This window comes from Niveispirillum fermenti (assembly GCF_052474395.1).
This window is the reverse complement of record NZ_CP156681.1, coordinates 2047719-2065606: the sequence shown is the minus strand read 5'-3', so window position 1 is coordinate 2065606 and position 17888 is coordinate 2047719. Positions and strand designations below refer to the sequence as shown.

General features: G+C 66.2%; 16 protein-coding genes and 1 tRNA gene. 11 read left to right on the top strand and 6 right to left on the bottom strand.

Annotated elements, in window-relative coordinates:
- Nucleotides 1-20 precede the first annotated feature (20 nt).
- Nucleotides 21-1010 carry a tRNA (adenosine(37)-N6)-dimethylallyltransferase MiaA gene (miaA, locus tag ABC728_RS20855; protein WP_416617504.1) on the bottom strand — a complete coding sequence of 330 codons (990 nt, stop codon included), beginning with the start codon at nt 1008-1010 and terminating at the stop codon, nt 21-23.
- Nucleotides 1011-1226: 216 nt separating this feature from the next.
- On the opposite strand from miaA, the gene ABC728_RS20850 reads away from it, so the two are divergent.
- The 3 genes from ABC728_RS20850 to ABC728_RS20840 all read left to right on the top strand — a co-directional run bounded on the left by ABC728_RS20850 (nt 1227) and on the right by ABC728_RS20840 (nt 4060).
- The gene (locus tag ABC728_RS20850; protein ID WP_416617505.1) at nt 1227-2366 is read left to right on the top strand and encodes an OpgC family protein; all 1140 of its coding nucleotides are present in this window, start codon (nt 1227-1229) and stop codon (nt 2364-2366) included.
- A gap of 103 nt (nt 2367-2469) precedes the next feature.
- Nucleotides 2470-3369 (top strand): phosphoserine phosphatase SerB, encoded by a 900-nt coding sequence (gene serB, locus ABC728_RS20845; RefSeq protein ID WP_416617635.1) that lies wholly within the window; start codon nt 2470-2472, stop codon nt 3367-3369.
- Nucleotides 3370-3424: 55 nt separating this feature from the next.
- The gene (locus tag ABC728_RS20840; RefSeq protein ID WP_416617506.1) at nt 3425-4060 is read left to right on the top strand and encodes a LysE family translocator; all 636 of its coding nucleotides are present in this window, start codon (nt 3425-3427) and stop codon (nt 4058-4060) included.
- A 34-nt stretch (nt 4061-4094) separates the two neighbouring features.
- On the opposite strand, the gene ABC728_RS20835 is transcribed toward ABC728_RS20840, so the two are convergent.
- Nucleotides 4095-4685 (bottom strand): FMN-binding negative transcriptional regulator, encoded by a 591-nt coding sequence (locus ABC728_RS20835; RefSeq protein ID WP_416617507.1) that lies wholly within the window; start codon nt 4683-4685, stop codon nt 4095-4097.
- A 151-nt stretch (nt 4686-4836) separates the two neighbouring features.
- Here ABC728_RS20835 and chrA point away from each other — a divergent pair, with 151 nt between their 5' ends.
- Entirely contained in the window at nt 4837-6117 is a 1281-nt protein-coding gene (chrA, locus tag ABC728_RS20830) for a chromate efflux transporter (RefSeq protein ID WP_416617508.1), read from the top strand.
- An 82-nt stretch (nt 6118-6199) separates the two neighbouring features.
- Here the strand turns inward: chrA and ABC728_RS20825 are convergent, their stop codons facing one another.
- Nucleotides 6200-6721, bottom strand: coding sequence for an Lrp/AsnC family transcriptional regulator (locus tag ABC728_RS20825; RefSeq protein WP_416617509.1), 522 nt, complete (start codon nt 6719-6721; stop codon nt 6200-6202).
- Between the two features lie 123 nt (nt 6722-6844).
- Here ABC728_RS20825 and ABC728_RS20820 point away from each other — a divergent pair, with 123 nt between their 5' ends.
- Nucleotides 6845-7828, top strand: coding sequence for a mitochondrial fission ELM1 family protein (locus ABC728_RS20820; RefSeq protein WP_416617510.1), 984 nt, complete (start codon nt 6845-6847; stop codon nt 7826-7828).
- Here ABC728_RS20820 and ABC728_RS20815 read toward each other — a convergent pair.
- Nucleotides 7804-8352, bottom strand: a complete 549-nt coding sequence (locus tag ABC728_RS20815; protein ID WP_416617511.1) for a GNAT family N-acetyltransferase — start codon at nt 8350-8352, stop codon at nt 7804-7806. The two genes, ABC728_RS20820 and ABC728_RS20815, sit on opposite strands and share 25 nt — an antisense overlap.
- A gap of 6 nt (nt 8353-8358) precedes the next feature.
- Complete coding sequence (locus ABC728_RS20810) at nt 8359-9252, bottom strand: N-formylglutamate amidohydrolase (protein WP_416617636.1); 894 nt, start codon at nt 9250-9252, stop codon at nt 8359-8361.
- A gap of 222 nt (nt 9253-9474) precedes the next feature.
- On the opposite strand from ABC728_RS20810, the gene ABC728_RS20805 reads away from it, so the two are divergent.
- The 3 genes from ABC728_RS20805 (at nt 9475) to ABC728_RS20795 (ending at nt 13051) form a co-directional block, all read left to right on the top strand.
- Nucleotides 9475-9549 (top strand) — tRNA-Val (locus ABC728_RS20805).
- Nucleotides 9550-9732: 183 nt separating this feature from the next.
- On the top strand, nt 9733-10710 hold the full coding sequence (locus ABC728_RS20800; RefSeq protein ID WP_416617512.1) for an ABC transporter substrate-binding protein: 978 nt from the start codon (nt 9733-9735) through the stop codon (nt 10708-10710).
- Nucleotides 10711-10717: 7 nt separating this feature from the next.
- Nucleotides 10718-13051, top strand: coding sequence for an ATP-binding protein (locus ABC728_RS20795; protein WP_416617513.1), 2334 nt, complete (start codon nt 10718-10720; stop codon nt 13049-13051).
- 21 nt (nt 13052-13072) lie between these two features.
- Here ABC728_RS20795 and ABC728_RS20790 read toward each other — a convergent pair whose 3' ends face one another.
- Entirely contained in the window at nt 13073-14386 is a 1314-nt protein-coding gene (locus ABC728_RS20790) for a hypothetical protein (RefSeq protein WP_416617514.1), read from the bottom strand.
- A gap of 356 nt (nt 14387-14742) precedes the next feature.
- Between ABC728_RS20790 and ABC728_RS20785 the strand changes: the two genes are divergently transcribed.
- The 3 genes from ABC728_RS20785 to ABC728_RS20775 all read left to right on the top strand — a co-directional run bounded on the left by ABC728_RS20785 (nt 14743) and on the right by ABC728_RS20775 (nt 17356).
- A complete protein-coding gene (locus ABC728_RS20785) occupies nt 14743-15291 on the top strand; it encodes a PAS domain-containing protein (RefSeq protein WP_416617515.1) in 549 nt (182 codons plus the stop codon).
- A complete protein-coding gene (locus ABC728_RS20780; RefSeq protein ID WP_416617516.1) occupies nt 15266-16570 on the top strand; it encodes a methyl-accepting chemotaxis protein in 1305 nt (434 codons plus the stop codon). Before ABC728_RS20785 ends, ABC728_RS20780 begins: the two co-directional genes overlap by 26 nt.
- A gap of 120 nt (nt 16571-16690) precedes the next feature.
- A complete protein-coding gene (locus tag ABC728_RS20775; protein ID WP_416617517.1) occupies nt 16691-17356 on the top strand; it encodes a thioredoxin family protein in 666 nt (221 codons plus the stop codon).
- The last annotated feature ends 532 nt before the right edge of the window (nt 17357-17888 follow it).

The window sequence follows — 17888 nt, the reverse complement described above, 5'->3', positions numbered from 1 at the left end:
AGATGGAACCGGAAAGGTGGTCAACCCATTTTAGTAATGTTCTTAGTCATGTCAGCCATGATACGGTCATAAAATTTCGTGAACGCTGTTCCAGATGCAAGTTCCATCGCATCCAACCGCAGTGCGGCAGGCATTTGATTGCGAAACCAGGTCATCTGGCGCTTGGCATAGTTGCGGGTCAGTTGCTGGGCGGTGGCGGTTGCCGTGGCCCGGTCCATCCGCCCTTCGATCAGCGCCGCGATTTCCGGCACGCCCAGCGCCTTCATGGCCGGCAGGGCGGGGTCCAGCTTCTGCCCCAGCAGCGCCGCCACCTCCTGCTCCGCGCCCTGTTCCAGCATAGCCAGGAAACGCCGATCGCACCGGGCGTAAAGCACGGCACGCGGCGGCTCAACGACAAGGGTGGTGAAGGAGAGATGTGCCGGCACGTCGCGCGGCGGGTCGGCCTGCCAGGCGCTGATCGGCCGGCCCGTAGCCTGCATCACCTCCCAGGCGCGGATCAGACGCTGGCTGTCGGTGGGATGCAGGCGGGCGGCCGTGACGGGATCGATCGAGGCCAATCGCGCGTGCAGGGCGGGGCTGCCGATCGCTGCCTGCAGGTCCATGGCCGCCTGCCGCACATCCGCCGGAATATCGGGAATGTCGGACAGGCCCTGCATCAGCGACCGCAGATAAAGCCCGGTCCCGCCCACCACGATGGGCAGCCGGCCCGCCGCATGTGCGGCATCGATCTCGGCCAGGGCCCGCTGGCGCCAGCGGGCGGCGCTCATCCGCATCGAAGCCGGGACGATCCCGTAAAGCGCATGCGGCGCCGCCGCCTCGTCCGCCGGCGACGGGCGGGCAGTGATGACACGCAGGTCAGCATATACCTGCATGCTGTCGGCATTGATCACCACACCGTCCGCACGGTCCGCCAGGGCCAGGGCCAGCCCCGATTTGCCCGACGCGGTCGGCCCGCCAACCACCAGCACGGGGTGCTGCGGCGGGTGGGTGGGTCCAGGGTCTGCTGCCATCGGCGCCACGGCGTCGGCCTTTTTGAAGAAATATGGAAAGGAAGATCAGGTATCTGGTAGCCGCCGCAGGGGCTGCTTGTCATGGGCTTATCACGGCGGGGCCAGGAAATTTCCACCCTGCCGCCATGATTGGGGTGTTCCATAAGGAGATTGGCGGTACAAGGTGACCGTCCATGCCCGTCGATGGGGCCGGCCACGGGACAGGGAGTTCGCGTCATGCGTGATCTGCGGATCGATTTCTTCCGGGGCCTCGCCCTTTGCGCGATCTTCCTCAACCATATCCCGGGACCGGCCACGGCCCTGACCTGGCGGCATTACGGTTTCTCCGATGCGGCGGATGCCTTCGTCTTCCTGGCGGGATTCAGTGCGGCGCTGGCCTGGGGCGCCGGGTTCCGCGGCGAACGGGACACCGCCCGGGCCAAGGGAAGCGCCCTGCGCCGTGCCCTGCACCTCTACCGGGCCCATCTTCTGCTGGTGGGCGCCATGCTGGTGCTGGTGACGGCGGGCGCCTGGATTTATGCCAATCCCGCGATCAAGGAGATGATGGCCCTGGGCTATCTGGGCAACCATCCGGCAGACGGATGGCTGCGCGTCGCCCTGCTGGTCTATCTGCCCAATCTGGGCGACATCCTGCCCATGTACATTGTCTTCATCAGCATGCTGGCGCTGCTGGGGCCGGTGATGGCCCGCAACCCGCTGCCGACCTTCGTCCTGTCCGCGCTGGTCTGGGCCTGGGGGGGCATGACCGGGATCGCACCGCCCGCCCATCCGGGAGGCTGGTCCTGGTTCTTCAACCCGCTGTGCTGGCAGTTCCTGTTCGTCATCGGCTTCCTGCTGGGCAATCGCGTATCCAGTGGCAAGCCGCTGCCGCATCATCCGCTGCTGATGACGGGCGCCGTCATCATGGTGCTTTACGCGCTGCTGGCCACGACACCCTGGCAGTCGTTTGGCATCGGGCGCGAGTTCCGCGTCTTCGACCCCGATGCGCTGATCCCGCATGGCAAGGCGACGCTGGAGATCGGGCGCCTGCTGCACTTCCTGTCCCTGGCTTATATCGTGTCGTCCCTGATCCGGCCGGATGCCGGCTTCCTGGGGGGGCTGGCCGGACGGCAGTTCTCCATCATGGGCCGGCACAGCCTGCCCGTGTTCGCAGGCGGTGTGCTGCTGTCGGTTCTGTGGACCATCCTGATCGAACAGACGCCCACGACGAACCGCATGGAATGGATGATGGGCCTGTCGGGGCTGCTGATCCTGCGCGCCATCGCCATGGTATGGGAACATGCGGGTCCCGCCGACCGGCCCGCGGCACGCCCGATGCCGGCACCGGCACCGGCGATGCCGGTCGCCGCGACCTGATCATTCCGGATGGCATCCCCTCACGCATGATCGGTTGCCAGCAGACGGCAGGGACGCGATAAGGGCGGCAATCGACCACCCCTGACGGACGGGAAACCCGATGCTGCGCCAAGTCCTGACCCTGATCGCCAATCCCGCCGCACCGGCGCTGGACGACGCCACCGCCAAGGCGGCACGGGCGGCGCTGACCGAACTGGGGGCCGAAACGGCGCCGGCGGACTGGCTGGCACCGTCCCTGGCCTGCGATATCGGGTTCGACGGGCTGAACGAGGATCAGGCGCAGGCCGCCGTTGCCCGCGCCCTGGCGGGCCGCCCCGTGGATATCGTGGCCCAGGCCGTTGAGGGACGGCGCAAGTCCGTACTGGTCGCCGACATGGAATCGACCATCATCCAGCAGGAAATGCTGGATGAGCTGGGCGACCTGATCGGGGCACGCGAACGTATCGCCACCATCACGGCCCGCGCCATGAATGGGGAGATCGGCTTCAAGGGCGCCCTGCGCGAGCGGGTGGCCCTGCTGGCCGGGCTGGATGCCGGCGTGCTGACGCAGATGATCGGCCGCGTCACCTATATGCCGGGGGCCGCCACCCTGATCGCGACGCTGCGCCGGCATGGCGTCTATTGCGCACTGGTGTCGGGCGGGTTCAAGACCTTCACGGCCCACGTGCGTGAAACGCTGGGCTTCGATGAGGATCAGGCCAACGACCTGATCCTTGCGGATGGCAAGCTGGCCGGGACGGTGGTCGAACCCATCCTGGACAAGGATGCCAAGCATCAAGCCCTGATCCGCATCACCGCCGCGCGCCGGGTGCCGGTAGCCGCCAGCATCACCGTCGGCGATGGTGCCAACGACCTGCCCATGCTGATGGCGGCGGGCATCGGCGTGGCCTATCACGCAAAGCCCAGCGTGGCGGCACAGGCCCGCGCCCGCATCGATCATGGTGACTTGACGGCACTGCTTTACATCCAAGGCTACAGGGCTTCGGAAATCACAGTGGCATAAGGTTGCCCGGAACGGCACCATCGGGACAGGTTCATCCAGGATGGAGTGCGCGTCCATGCCGGTCTTTCCCGTTGAAACGCTGCTGCTGTTCCTGACGGCGGCCCTGGCGCTGAATCTGACGCCGGGGCCGGACATGCTGTTCTGTCTGGGCAGCGGCGCCCAGCGAGGCCCCAGGGCCGGGCTGGCCGCCGCGTTGGGCGTGGCGACAGGGGCGATGGCGCATACCGCCGCCGCGGCCTTCGGTCTGGCGGGCCTGCTGATGGCCTCGCCGCTGCTGTTCGAGATTGTGCGCTGGGCGGGTGCGGCCTATCTCCTGTGGCTGGCCTGGAACACGTTCCGCGCCCCACCGCCGGCCGCCGCCGGCACGGCGACCAGCCAGCGCGATATCGGCCGCATCTTCCTGCGCGGGGCCATCACCAACATCCTCAACCCCAAGATCGCCATCTTCTTCCTGGCCTTCCTGCCGCAATTCATCGATCCGGCCCGCGGATCGGTCATCGTGCAAGCCCTGGTGCTGGGCACGCTGCTGAACCTGTCGGGCACCATCGTCAATGCGATGGTGGGGATGGGGGCCGGTGGGGTGGGGCGACGTCTGGCCCGCAACCCCGCAGCCGCCCGCATGCTGAACCGCATCTCCGGCACCGTCTTCCTGGGCATGGCCGTGCGCCTGGGACTGATGAGCCGGACCTGAAGGCGGCCGCCCCTGACACAGGGGGCCCAGGGCATCAGGGTATCTCCAGCACGCCGGAAAGCCCGGCCCGCACACCGGCCCGGTCCGCCTCCGGCCGGTTCTGGCTCAGCTTGGCCTTACCCTCCACCTTGTCCACATGCAGGACCAGCCCGACAATGGCGCGCAGATTTGCGGCAATGAAATCCGCCGGGGCGTCAGCGACCTTCCAGGGCACCTCCCGCCCCATCTCCTGTCGGTCGGTCAGACGGCTGACGATGGCTAACACGGCATCCGGGTCCTCCACCACCTCCAGACGCCCGTGAACATGCACGGTCAGGTAATTCCAGGTTGGCACGACCTTGTGATGGATGGCCTTGCCCAGATACCAGGACGGGCTGACATAGCCGTCACCCCCCTGGAAGAGGGCCAGCGACGGCACGCCCGGATCGAAGCGTCGCCAATGCGGGTTGGCCCGCGCGACATGGCCTGTAAGCCGCAGCCCGTCCGCCCCGCGCTCCCGCAGCAGGGGCAGCAGTGTGGACAGCAATCCGCCATCCCCCAGACTGACCAGCGTAGCCAGCGGCCGGTGGTCGATCAGGTCCAGCGCGGCCTGCATCTCCATCGTGAACGCATCGGGTATATACATCGGCGCGCGCTCCCCGTCTCGTGCCGTCGGACCTCCCCCATTCCTGCCGCAGAACGCAGCGCATCGCATTCATTGACTTGTAACAATGACAAACTTGCATCCGGCCCGTGGCACACGCAGCATCGCGCCACATCGGGGGGGGGGGAGCTTAATGCCTGATTTTGCTCAAGCGCTGCGTTTCTGGTTCTGGCTGGGCTGCGTCAGCTTCGGCGGGCCGGCGGGGCAGATCGCCCTGATGCAGCAGGAGCTGGTGGAACGGCGGCGCTGGATCGACGGCACGCGGTTTCTGCACGGGCTGAACTTCGCCATGCTGCTGCCGGGACCGGAGGCGCAGCAGCTTGCCACCTATATCGGCTGGCGCCTGCATGGGACCCTGGGCGGGCTGGCTGCCGGCGGGCTGTTCATCCTGCCCGGCGCGCTGGTGCTGCTGGCCCTGTCATGGCTGGCGGCCGAACATGGGGATCTGGCCTGGGTCGGCGCCCTGTTCGACGGGGTGAAGCCCGTCGTGATCGCCATCATCGCGGCTTCCGTCTGGCGGCTGGGCCGGCGCACCTTGCGCGGGATCGCTGCCCTGCTGCTGGCCCTGGCGGCCTTCCTGGCACTCTATCTGGGCCACCTGCCCTTCCCCATCCTGATCGCCCTGGCCGCGCTGCTGGGTTATCTGGCCGCACGAATGGGCCGCGACTGGTTCACCCACCCCGCACATGCCCCCGGACATCCCGACGATGGCGAGGGGCACCTCCCCGACGACCGGCCCCCGTCGCGCGGTTCGCGGCGGCTGGTACGGCTGGCCCTGCTTTTTGCCGTGCTGCTGCTGGTGCCGGTCCTGGGGGTGGTGCTGTTGCTGGGCCGCACGCCCTGGGCCGATATCGCCGACCTGTTCACCACAGCCGCCTTCGTCACGTTCGGCGGCGCCTATGCCGTGTTGCCCTACATCGCCGAGCGCGCCGTGGAACATTATCACTGGCTGACGGCGGCGGACATGCTGAACGGGCTGGCCCTGGCCGAAAGCACGCCGGGCCCGCTGATCCTGGTCACCCAGTATGTCGGCTTCTTCGCGGGCTGGAACCATTCCGGCGGCCTGTCGCCGGGGATGGCCGGGATGATCGCGGCGGGCCTTACCACCTATGTCACCTTCCTGCCCTGCTTCTTCTTCATCTTCGCCGGTGCCCCCTATATCGAGGCGCTGATCCGCAACCGGGCGGCGGCCGGAGCGCTGGCGGCCATCACGGCGGCCGTGGTCGGCGTCATCCTGAACCTGGGCGTGGTGATGGGCGAACAGGTGCTGCTGCCCGGCGGCCAGCCGGACCCGGTGGCATTGATCGTCGCATGTCTGGCGCTGTTCGCGCTGCTGCGCCTGCAGGTCGCCGTGCATTGGCTGGTGCTGGCGGGTGCCGGCTTCGGGCTGGTCCGCATGCTGCTGGTCGCCTGAACCAGGGTCCATGACGACGAAGGGCGCCCCCATGGGGGCGCCCTGGCGGGACGTGGGAAAGACCGATCACGCCGGGCGCGAATCAGACTTCGTCTTCCTCGTCATCATCTTCCTTGACCTCCGGCCCGACATCGACATCGATGGGCACACCGGGGGCATATTTGGACTGGCGGATGGCCAGGGCCGATTTCACATGGCTGACATTGGGGGCCGCCGTCAGCTTCGTGGTCAGGAAACGCTGATAGCTGTCCCAGTCCACCGCCACGACCTTCAGCAGGAAGTCGGTTTCCCCGGCCAGCATGTTGCATTCCCGAACCTCCGGCCAGCTATTGACCAGTGATTCGAAACGCTTCAGATCGCTTTCCGCCTGGGACGACAGGCCGACCTGTGCGAAAACCGTGACATGGAATCCCATGGATTCCGGGTTGATGTCGGCATGGTAACCGCGGATGTAGCCGGCCTCCTCCAGCGCGCGCACACGGCGCAGGCAGGGGGGAGCGGAAATGCCGGCGCGCCGGGCCAGTTCCACATTGGTCATCCGGCCGTCCGCCTGCAGGTCACGCAGGATGCGCCGATCGATTCGGTCGAGTTTGACCCGCCGCATGGTGATTTTTTAACTCCAGGAGTTCATGATTTGAGCAAGGATATTACACGCCCAGCCCCTTCCCGCAAGGGAGAGCCGGATTACGATATAAAATTTCCCAAATCAAGCCCCACAGGTGCGGATGTGACCAGTAAACCCCCAACCTGCTGGGTAGTGTCCGACGGGCGGGCGGGAATCGAAAACCCCTGCCTGGGGCTGGCGGAAGCGCTGGACCTGACACCGGTCGTCAAGCGGGTCCGGCTGCGCACACCGTGGCGGCAGACCACCCCCTATCTGCCGCTGCCCGGCATCGCGGCGGCACTGGCACCCGGATCGGACACGCTGGACACGCCCTGGCCCGACCTTCTGATCAGTTCCGGCCGTCAGGCCGTGGCCCTGTCGATGGCGGCCGGACGCCGCTCGCCCCGTACGGTGCGGGTGCATATCCAGAATCCGGGCGTGCCCTTCGACCGGTTCGATCTTGTCAGCCTTCCAAGCCACGACCGGAAGAAAGCCCCCAACCTGGTGGAAAGCCGCGGCGCCATCCACCGCGTGACGGCAAGGAAACTGGCCAGGGCGGCCGCGGATTTCGCACCGCTGGCAGCCGGGCTGGCCCGCCCCCTGGTGGCGGTGATGATCGGCGGGTCCAACCGGTTCTATACGCTGGACGAAGCGATGATGACCGGCCTGGCCGACCAGTTGGCCACCCTGGTGCGCGACCAGGGGGTGGGCATGATGATCACCACATCCCGCCGGACGGGGGCGGGCAACGAAGCCATCCTGCGCCGGGCCCTTACAGGGCTGCCGGTGTTCCTGTGGGACGGTACGGGACCGAATCCATATTTCGGGATGCTGGCCCTGGCGGACCACCTGATCGTCACGTCCGACAGCGTCGCCATGGTTTCGGAGGCGACCGCCACGGGCAAGCCGGTGCATGTCATCGATCTGGCCGGCAATGCGGAGAAGTTCGACCGGTTCCACGCCATGCTGCGCGCAGACGGGGTGACACGCCCCTTTACGGGGCGGCTGGAGACATGGACGTACACTCCTTTGGACGATACCGCCCGGTTGGCCGCCCGCGTCCGGGAATTGCTGGACGAGCGTCAGGCCGGCAGCGGGGCCGGCTGATCGGCATTGCCGGGGGGCGGGGCGGCCGGGTCGCCCAGCGGACGGACCATCAGCACCCAGTCCAGCCAGCGGCCATGCTTGACACCCAGGCCCGGCACCGATCCGGCCAGCGTGAAGCCCAGGGCGCGATGCAACCCCAGGGAGCCCTGGTTGCTGCCATCCCCGATGACGGCGACCATGCGGCGGTATCCCGCGCGTGTACAATGGTCGATCAACGCCTTCAGCAAGGCCCGTCCCACCCCCATCCCCTGCGCGTCGGGTGCAACATAGATGGAATTCTCCACTGTGAAGCGATAGCCGGGCCGGTCGCGGAAGGCGCTGCCATAGGCATAGCCCAGCACCCGCCCCGCCTGTTCGGCCACCAGATAGGGATAGCCGCCGGTCTGCACGGCCAGCATGCGCCGCGCCATTTCCGCCGCATCGGGCGGTGCCGCCTCATAGCTGGCCGTCCCCTCCAGCACATGCGGCGCATAGATGGCGGCGATGGCATCGGCATCCGCCACCGTGGCCGGGCGCAACAGCATTTTCCTTCACCCCCCCTTCACGGCGGCCGCCCGGCGACCGCGCGGCTTCAGCCCGTCGCCGGGCAGGCGACCCAGCCGGGCGACCAGCCGGCACATATGCTCGGCCAGCACCTCCAGATAGGGCCGGCGGGCCAGGGCATGCTCGTCCATATATAGCGACCGGTTCAACTCCACCTGCAGGGCATGCACACCGTCGGCGGGGCGGCCGTAATGGCGTGTCGTGTAGCCGCCGGCATAGGGGGCATTGCGGCCCACCACATAACCCAGCCCCGTCAGCACCTCCTCCACCGCCCCGACAACGCCGGCATGGCAGGCGCTGCCGTAGCAGTCGCCCAGGACCATATCCAGGCTGCCGCTCTCCGCGGCTTCCGGCGGCAGGCCGATGGACGGCATGGAATGGCAATCGATCAGGATGCAATAGCCGAACCGGTTCCTGGTTTCGTCAACCAGTCGCCGCAGGGCTGCATGGTAGGGGTAGTAGCAGCGGTCGACCCGTTCCACGGCCTCCGCGAAGCGCAGACGCTGGCCGTAAATCTCCTCCCCACTGGCGACGACACGGGGAATGGTCCCCAGTCCTGCTGCCACCCGCGGGCTGCGGCTGTTGACATAGCTGGGCAGGGGCCCGTCGAACATCACGGGATCGAACTCGAATGGCTCCCGGTTCAGGTCCAGATAGGCGCGCGGCAGCATCGCTGCGAGCAACGGAACGCCCAGGCCAACGCAGGACCCGAAAATCTCATCGACGAAGCAATCCTCCGACCGGCGCAAGGCGCGCGGGTCCAGGCGTGACCGTGCGATGAAGGCAGCGGGATAATCCCGCCCGCTGTGGGGCGATGCCAGCACGACCGGCATCTGCGGACCCGCCGGCGGCCGGTGGATGATGAAGACGCCACCGCCCATGCCGGTGCCGGGGGGACGGCCGGGGACAGGGGGGGCGGAGCAGGCGTCATCCGGGCAACTCATGCCCCAGATGTATCGGATTGCGACGCCCCCTTCCAGCCAGCCGAAAGGGTCGGCAAAAAAACCGGCGATTTTCTGAAAACAGGGTGTTGCATTGCCCCGAACTGGTTGCTATAAGCCCGCCCACCCCGGAACGACAACGCCGGGGCGAACGAACGGATCGGGCGCGTAGCTCAGCGGGAGAGCACTACGTTGACATCGTAGGGGTCACAGGTTCAATCCCTGTCGCGCCCACCATCCGTTGCAAAGTCCGGAAGGGCCGGTTCCAGCAGGAACCGGCCCTTCGGCTTTCCAGGCCTTTTCCAAACGGATAGGCTTCCGGCTCTAGCCCCCGATGCCACCCCATGTTGCAATGGACGCCATTGCCATCGTCCCGCACCGGTCAGAGGGCGTTGGCGGCCTTTGCGTTCGGGAGTGTCCATGCGTTCGCGGCGTTTCATTTTCTTTCCGGCGGCCGTCGCCGTCCTGATCGCTGCCATCTGGATGCTGTTTCCCATCGGCCATCTGAGGGATCGGGACAAACTGGTCATTGCCGAAAGCCGGCAGATCATGTCCGCCCTGATTTCGGTGGCAGAAGCGGACGGCCATTTCGCCCAGCAGGGCCTGGCGGTGGAACTGCTGCCCGTCGCCAATGGACGCATGGCCCTGCAGACCATGCTGGATGGCCGGGCCGATCTGGCCCTGTCCTCGGACGTGCCGGCAGCCAACGCCATCGCCACAGGGCAGCCGATTCGCCTTCTGGCCACGGTGGAAACATCCGACCGGGACGTGGTGGTCGCATCGCCCGCCGGCAACGAGATCACCCGTCCCGATGCTCTTGCCGGCCGCCGCGTCGGATTCGTCCCCGGTACCAATTCGGAATATTTCCTGGGCCTTCTGCTGCGCCAGAACGGGTTGAGCGAACAGGTGACGCGCGTCCCGCTGGAAAGCGACGCCATCATGCAGGCCCTTTACCGCAATGAGGTGGATGCGGTTTCGGTGTGGACGACGTTGCGAATTACATCCGCCGACATGTTCCCCCAGGGCTTCGACGTCCTGGCCCTGCCGGGCCTTTACACCGAAAGCTGGATTCTTTCCACACGGGCAGACGTGGTGCAGGAGCGCTCCGACACGCTGCGGCGCCTGGAGAAGGCGTTGCTGGCCGCGGAGCAGACCATCCTGCATGATCGCGAACACGCCATTCCGATCGTGGCGGCCGCGACGGGCATCAGCCCGGCGCTGGTGCGTGCCCACTGGGACAATTACGGTTTCACCTTGCGACTGGACCAGGCCCTGCTGCTCTCGCTGGAAGCCCATGTCCGACGGGCCGGCGGCAATCCGGGGCCGGAACTGCTGGACTTCCTGCAACTGGACCTGTTGAAATCCGTTGATCCCAGTCGTGTGACCATCCTGGATTAGCCTCGGCATGAATATCAGGACACGGATCGTCGCCACGCTTATCTTTGCGGCCGTCGCGGTGGCGGTGTCCGTGGGCGCGGCGCTGTGGGCCTGGGGCATGATGGGACGCCTGACAGCGCATGTGACGGAAACGCACGCCCTGGTGCGGACCATCTTCGAACTGAGCCTGCTGACACGGGAATATTCCGACACGGGCAGCGAGCGGGCCCTGTTCCAGTGGCAGCGTGGCCATGCGAACCTGGACATGGAGTTGTCCCGCCTGCTCGATGCCTCCACCGACGAGATCGACCAGACGCTGCTGAAACGGCTGAAGCTGGATAATGCCATGGTCCGGCCGGTGCTGGAGCGCTATGCCCTGGATCATACGGACCCCGAGGCCGCCAATACGGCGCTGGCATCGCTGATGCTGCGCTTCAATGTCATGGCATCGGATGCCGACCGGCTGGCGGCGAACGCCAATGCACGGGTCAATCAGCAGGGCCGGCTGCTCCTGCTTTTGCAGATCCTGCCGCTGGCGCTGCTGGCACCGGCCGTCGCCCTGGCCCTGGCCGCCAGCCAGCGCGTGATCGGCGGCCTTCAGCGTGTCGGGCAGGGCGTGGAGGCTATCGGCGGCGGCAATCTGGGGCACCGGCTGGATGTCAGCGGCCAGGACGAGTTCGCGCAATTGTCCGCCGGCGTCAATCGCATGGCGATACAGCTCCAGGCGCTTTACGCCGACATTGCCGGCAAGATGGAGGCGCTGTCCGTCGCAAAGCAACTGGCCGAGGCTGGAGAGAAGGCCAAGGGCGCTTTCCTGGCCAACATGAGCCACGAGATCCGCACGCCCCTGAACGCCGTGATCGGATTCGCCGACCTGCTGCGCGACGGCACGGCACCGGTGGCGGATCGGGAGAAATGGCTGGGCCTGCAGATGGAGGCCGCCCGCGCGCTGATCGCCATCGTGGACGATGTGCTGGACCTCTCCAAGATCGAGGCCGGGCGCCTGGACCTGGAGCCCGCGGCCCTGGACCCTGCGGCCCTGGCGGAAAGCTGTGTGGCCCTGCTGATGCCGCGCGCGGCAGACAAGGGGCTGGCCATCCGCGCTGCCCTGGCCGACGACCTGCCGAACTGGGTCGTGGGCGATGCCGTCCGTCTGCGGCAGATCCTGCTGAACCTGCTGTCCAACGCCGTCAAATTCACCAGTACCGGCGGCGTGACCCTGAGCCTGGTGCGTCACGGCAGCAGTCTGGTCTTCACCGTCAGCGACACCGGCATGGGTATCCCGCCGGAACGCCAGCAGCATCTGTTCATGCCCTTCAGCCAGTTGGACGCCTCGATCACGCGGCGTTTCGGCGGCACGGGCCTGGGGCTGGCCATCACCAAGCGGCTGGTGGACGCCATGGGCGGCAGTATCGCGCTGGACAGCCGGCCGGGCCAGGGCAGCCAGTTCCATGTCACCCTGCCCCTGCCCGAGGCGCGGGCCCCGCGCATCCAGCCGGAGCCGGAACCGCAGGCGGCCTTGCCGTCCTATCGCCCGCTGACCATCCTGCTGGCGGAGGATGTCTTCGCGAACCAGATGCTGGTCCGCGCCATCCTGGAACGCGCCGGGCACCGTGTGCAGGTGGTGGAGAACGGACAGGAAGCCGTGGACATGCTGGCGACGGCCGGGGACCTGTTCGATCTGGTCCTGATGGACGTGCAGATGCCCATCATGGACGGGATGGAAGCCACGCGGCGCATCCGCAAGGCCGGAGCACGCCTGCCCATTCTGGCGCTGACCGCCAATGTCCTGCGGGAGGAACGAGAGGCCTGTGAGGCCGCCGGCATGTCCGGCCATCTGGCCAAGCCGCTGACCCCCCAGGCGCTGAACAAGGCCATAGCGGAGATCGCGGGTTTCCGTTTCACCCGAGCGGATGCCCTGCCCGCCCCCTCTGTGGCCGATGCACCCGACCCGACCCCTGCGCTCCCGACCGATCCCCCGGCCGGCGATACGGTGCTGGTCATGGATGTGCTGGAGGAACTGCTGGCCGTGACGGGGGATGAGATCGGCATCACTCTGCTTCAGGATGCGATGGAGTCCTTCAAAGTCCGTTGCGACGCGATCTTGAATGCCGGGGGCGATCTGGCCTGTATCGAACGCGAAGCGCATGCCCTCGTCTCCACAGCCGGCAATCTGGGCTTCATGCCCCTGTCGCAGCAGGCCCGCAAGATGATGAACGCGGCGGCGGATCATGACCAGGGCCGGACCGAACGCCTGCTGCGCGACCTGCCGGACCTGTGCGCAGCCGCATTGACTGTCGGCGATGACATGCTGAAACGCCTGCACGAACGCCAGAAGGATACCGGACCCACGCTGGCCTGACCGCTGGTCTGAACTCTGGGTTTACTTCGGTGCGTTACCCGTGCGGCGCGGGTCCAGCAGGGGCCGCTGACGCTGGAAATCGGTGCGTGACCGGCGGACGACATGTTCGGGCACATCGACCCAGCCACCGATCAGTTCGCCGGACAGGAATCGGATGCCGGCCTCCTCGCACAGATCCTCCATGGCCATGCCCTCCACCCCTTCCACGGCCGGCAGCAGGCGGTGACGCAGGGCCTGCTGGGCGAAACGGGTGATATCGGGCCGCCACCGTTCCACCGACGCACCCGGCGGCAGTGCCGCGTTGACGACCCGGATGCCCGACGCCTCGATGCCCCCCAGGTCCATGCCGGTCAGCGGCACCTCCAGCATCACGGTGCTGCCAAAGGGTTTCACGGCGGCCACCAGTTCGGACAGCCGGCCGGCCGGCACGCCCGCGGGCATGCCATGGAAATGATAGGTGGTGAAGGGCAGCAGGTGGCGGGGGATATCCCGCAATACATGCAACAATGTCTGCCGCCGTGTCGTGGCCGCCAGACTCTCGAAATGGATGGGCAATGACAGGAAAAACCGAAAGCGGTTGTCGTAAAGCTCCAGCGCCGTGGCCAGCGACTCGTGCGCGACACGGATGTCCAGGTCCAGGATTTGCTGCGGGTCCGCCGGGTCCTCCAGACAATCATAACCCCAAAGCGGCGACCGGCCGGCACGGGTCCGGCAGCCCCGGGCCATGTAGAGTGACAGGACCTGCCGTCCCACATCCCAGACGGGGCGGTAGCGTACCTGCAGCGGACCGGCCTTTTCCATAGGAGCATGCCGGGCGACACCCTCTGCGGCAGACGGCGGCATGGCGGGGCCGTGCGGCGGCGCGACCGCCCCGGCCCGCGCCGCGTCCAGCATCTGGCGGAGATTGGCGGGGACCAGCACCATCTCCGATCCCATTTCATGCATGGCCGTGCGGACGGTGATACTGTCCGTATCGGCACCGCCAAGCAGCATGACCTGCAACTCTTCCACCACCTTGGCGCACACCAGGCGGGCTTGGTCCGGCCCCAGATGGGCGAAGACGACGACATAGGCCTCCGCCCCGTGACGGAACCAGGCATCATGGGCGGAAAGATGCTGGGTCAGGAGCTTTTCCGCCAGTTGGTGAACCCGGCTGGCAATACCCTCCCAGCGGTTGCCCAGCTTCTCATGCAGGCTTTCAAGCCCCATCAGGTGGATGCTGCCGGCCTGGGTCGGATCGCGTCGATCGAAAATGCGGCGCAGGGCGGCGGACAGGTCCGAACTGCCCCCCGGTGCCATCCCCGGCTCGGCCCTGGATGCGTCGGCCGGCGGCACCTTCGCGCCTGGCGGACTGGCGGCGGGTGGTGCGCCAGACGGGCTGGCATGCGGTGCGTCATCCGCCGGCGGTGCAGGCAAACGCCTGCCTGCGGCTTTCGGCTCGCGGCCCAGTAAAGCGGAAAGAAAGGACGCCACCATTTCGCGCATCGCCCGGACCTCCACCCGTCAACCAAGAATAATCCCATCCCGGTTAACGATCCCTATCTCTCCTGATAGAATGCCATCACCCGCCACGCTTTATAATGACGGCCGCAATGCAGCGATAAAGTACATGATATGGATCAATGCGGGCACTCAATCATTCAGGCAAGCACGCGGCATGCGATGCCCTGTTCGGAAAGATCGGAAACGCCATGACGGTTGCAGATACCGCGCGCAGCAAGGGCCGGCCACCCCTGACCGGAATTGAACGAACCTTCCATGATGATGAACTGATCGTCACCAAGACCGACAAGGGTGGCCGCATCACCTATGCCAACCGCACCTTCCTGCGCATCGCCGGGCTCAGCGAGGGAGAGGCCCTGGGCAAGCCGCACAACCTGATCCGACACCCCGACATGCCGCGCGTGGTCTTCAAGCTGCTGTGGGATACGCTGGGCGCCGGCCAGGAGATTTTCGCCTATGTCCTGAACCGGGCGGTGAATGGCGATCATTACTGGGTCTTTGCCCATGTCACGCCTTCCCACGATCTGGGCGGCAATGTCGTGGGATATCATTCCAACCGCCGCACGGCGGACCGCCGGATCGTGAACGATGTCATCACCCCGCTCTACAAGCAATTGCTGGCCGAAGAGGCCAGGCACCAGCGCATCCGCGAGGGGATGGCCGCCAGCGAGGCGATGTTGATGGCAATGCTGCGGGAACGGGGGGTCAGCTATGAACAACTCATCTTCTCTCTTTAAGGCGCGGCTGACCGGCGTGGCCGTGCTGGCGGGATCGGTGATCGATCTGGCCGGCAACGGGCTGGGGCTGCACACGGTGGCCATCGCGGGCGGCGTCATCACTCTGCTGGCGGCCTTGGCCAGCTTCTACTATCTGGCGCGTGTGGACCGGGTGCTGACGGGCGCTGCGGCCGTGCTGGAAAGGCTTGCCCGTGGCGATTACGAGGCCCGGATCACCGGTATCAGCGAAGGCGGGCCCCTGGGCACGCTGCTGCACATGATCAATGATGTGACCGACCGGGCCGATGCCTTCGTGCGCGAGGCGACCGCCTCCCTCCAGGCCATCACCAACCAGAACTATCACCGCCGTGTCATCGAGAAGGGCATGGTCGGCACTTTCCTGCTGGGCAGCCGGGCCATCAATGCCGCCAACAACGCCATGTCCGACAAGGTCAGCAATTTCCAGCGGATCGCAGACGAGTTCGAGAAGACCGTGAAATCGGTGGCGGACGGTCTGGGCAATGCCGCCCGCGACGTGGAGGATGCCGCCTCCACCCTGGCCCAGGCCGCCGAGGGCACGAACCATGAATGCATGGCCGTGGCCGCCGCCGCCGAGCAGGCCAGCACCAACGTGCAGACCGTGGCCGCCGCCGCCGAGCAGTTGAGCGCCGCCATCCGGTCCATCACCCAACAGGTGGATCGTTCACGCGACATCACCAACGCTGCCGTGGGCCGTGCGCGCGCCGCCAATGACAGGGTGGCCACCCTGTCGGTCGCTGCCGTCCGCATCGGTGAGGTGGTCGGCCTGATCCAGGAGATCGCGGCGCAGACCAATCTACTGGCCCTGAATGCCACGATCGAGGCGGCAAGGGCCGGAGAGGCCGGCAAGGGCTTTGCCGTGGTGGCGTCGGAGGTGAAGAACCTGGCCGGCCAGACCGCACGCGCCACGGAGGATATCCAGACCCAGGTCGCCGATATCCAGGCCGCCACGCAATCGGCCGTGGACAGCATCAACGAGATCACCCAGGTGATTGCCGATGTGAATGGCACCACGGTCAACATCGCCGCCGCCGTCGAACAGCAAGGCGCCGCCACGTCGGAAATCGCCCGCAACGTGGAGGAAGCAGCCGTGGGCACGCGGAACGTGTCGGAACGCATCACCATCGTCACGCGGGCCGCATCGGAAACGGGTGCCTCCTCCAGCCAGTTGTTGGGCTCCGCCGAACATCTGGCCCGCGAATCCGGGCATCTGGGTGGGGAAATGTCATCCTTCCTGACGGCCCTGCGGCGCGTGATCTGATCGCTGCAACCGCGACGCGCAAGAAAATGACGGCTCCCGCGACATTTTTGTCCGGGGGCCGTTTGATTTTCGCGTTGCAGGCCCTACATTCTGGCAACCCCACAAAAATAGAGGTCTGCCATGTCTATGACGTTCACCCGCCGTGGATTCCTGCATTCCGCCGGTGCGCTTGCCGCCGGCGGTGCCCTGATGGCCGGCCCCTTGCGTGCCGGCACCGCCTGGGCTGCGACCGGCCCGGCCATCGGCCAGCCTGCGCCTGCCTTCACCGTGACGAATGTCGACGGGGCCAGCGTCAATCTTGCAGACTACAAGGGCAAGCTGGTGGTGCTGGAATGGACCAACCATGGCTGCCCCTTCGTCCGCAAACATTATGATTCCGGCAATATGCAGGCCTTGCAGAAAGAGGCGACGGACCAGGACATCGTCTGGCTGGCCGTGATCAGCTCCGCCCCCGGTGAGCAGGGACACCTGTCCCCCGCCGACGCCAAGGCGCGCATGCAGGAGGAACGCTGGGCCGCCAGCACCATCCTGCTGGACCCCGAAGGCACCATGGGCCGGGCCTATGATGCCAAGACCACACCCCACATGTACATCATCGGCACCGACGGCACCCTGCTCTATAACGGCGCCATCGATGACAAGCCGACGGCCAAGCAGGAAGACATCAAGGGCGCGCGCAACCATGTGCGCGAAGCGCTGGCCGAAATCCGGGCCGGAAAGCCGGTCAGCATGGCCAGCACGAAGCCTTATGGCTGCAATGTCAAATATTCCAAGACCACCACCTGACCCTGGGATGACTGATGACATGCCGGACAAGGGGCCGGCGGAATGGCCTTGGCAATGATGCCGCCTGCCCGGGCCGGCATCATTGCCGGGCTTCCTGCCATCATGCAGGTCCGGGTAATTGGGCTACATTTCAGGCAGAAAAAAAGGCCGTGGCATTGCCACGGCCTGAGTTTAGGGAGGAAACGCCCAAGAAGTGCGTTACGACAGAGGGCCAAGGGCCGTGTCGCAAGAACGAATATGCTCGCTGCGACGCCGTTGTGCAAGTGCAAAATATAGCGGTCGCCATGCGGGAATTTCCTACCAAACCCATGGATTGCCAACATTTTCAGCAATTTCGACCAAGGTAGGGGTGACGCTGCATTGCAGCATAGTTATGCGACGTGATTATTTGACTTGAAAATGGGCATTGTCAGATGCGGGCAACAATGCCACGGCCAACGCCCCAACCAATGCAGTCCCTGTAACCTGTAACAGTGGTACAGCCCACGGGGCACCTGCCCGACGGCAGGAAACAAAAAGGGGCGCCGGCAGC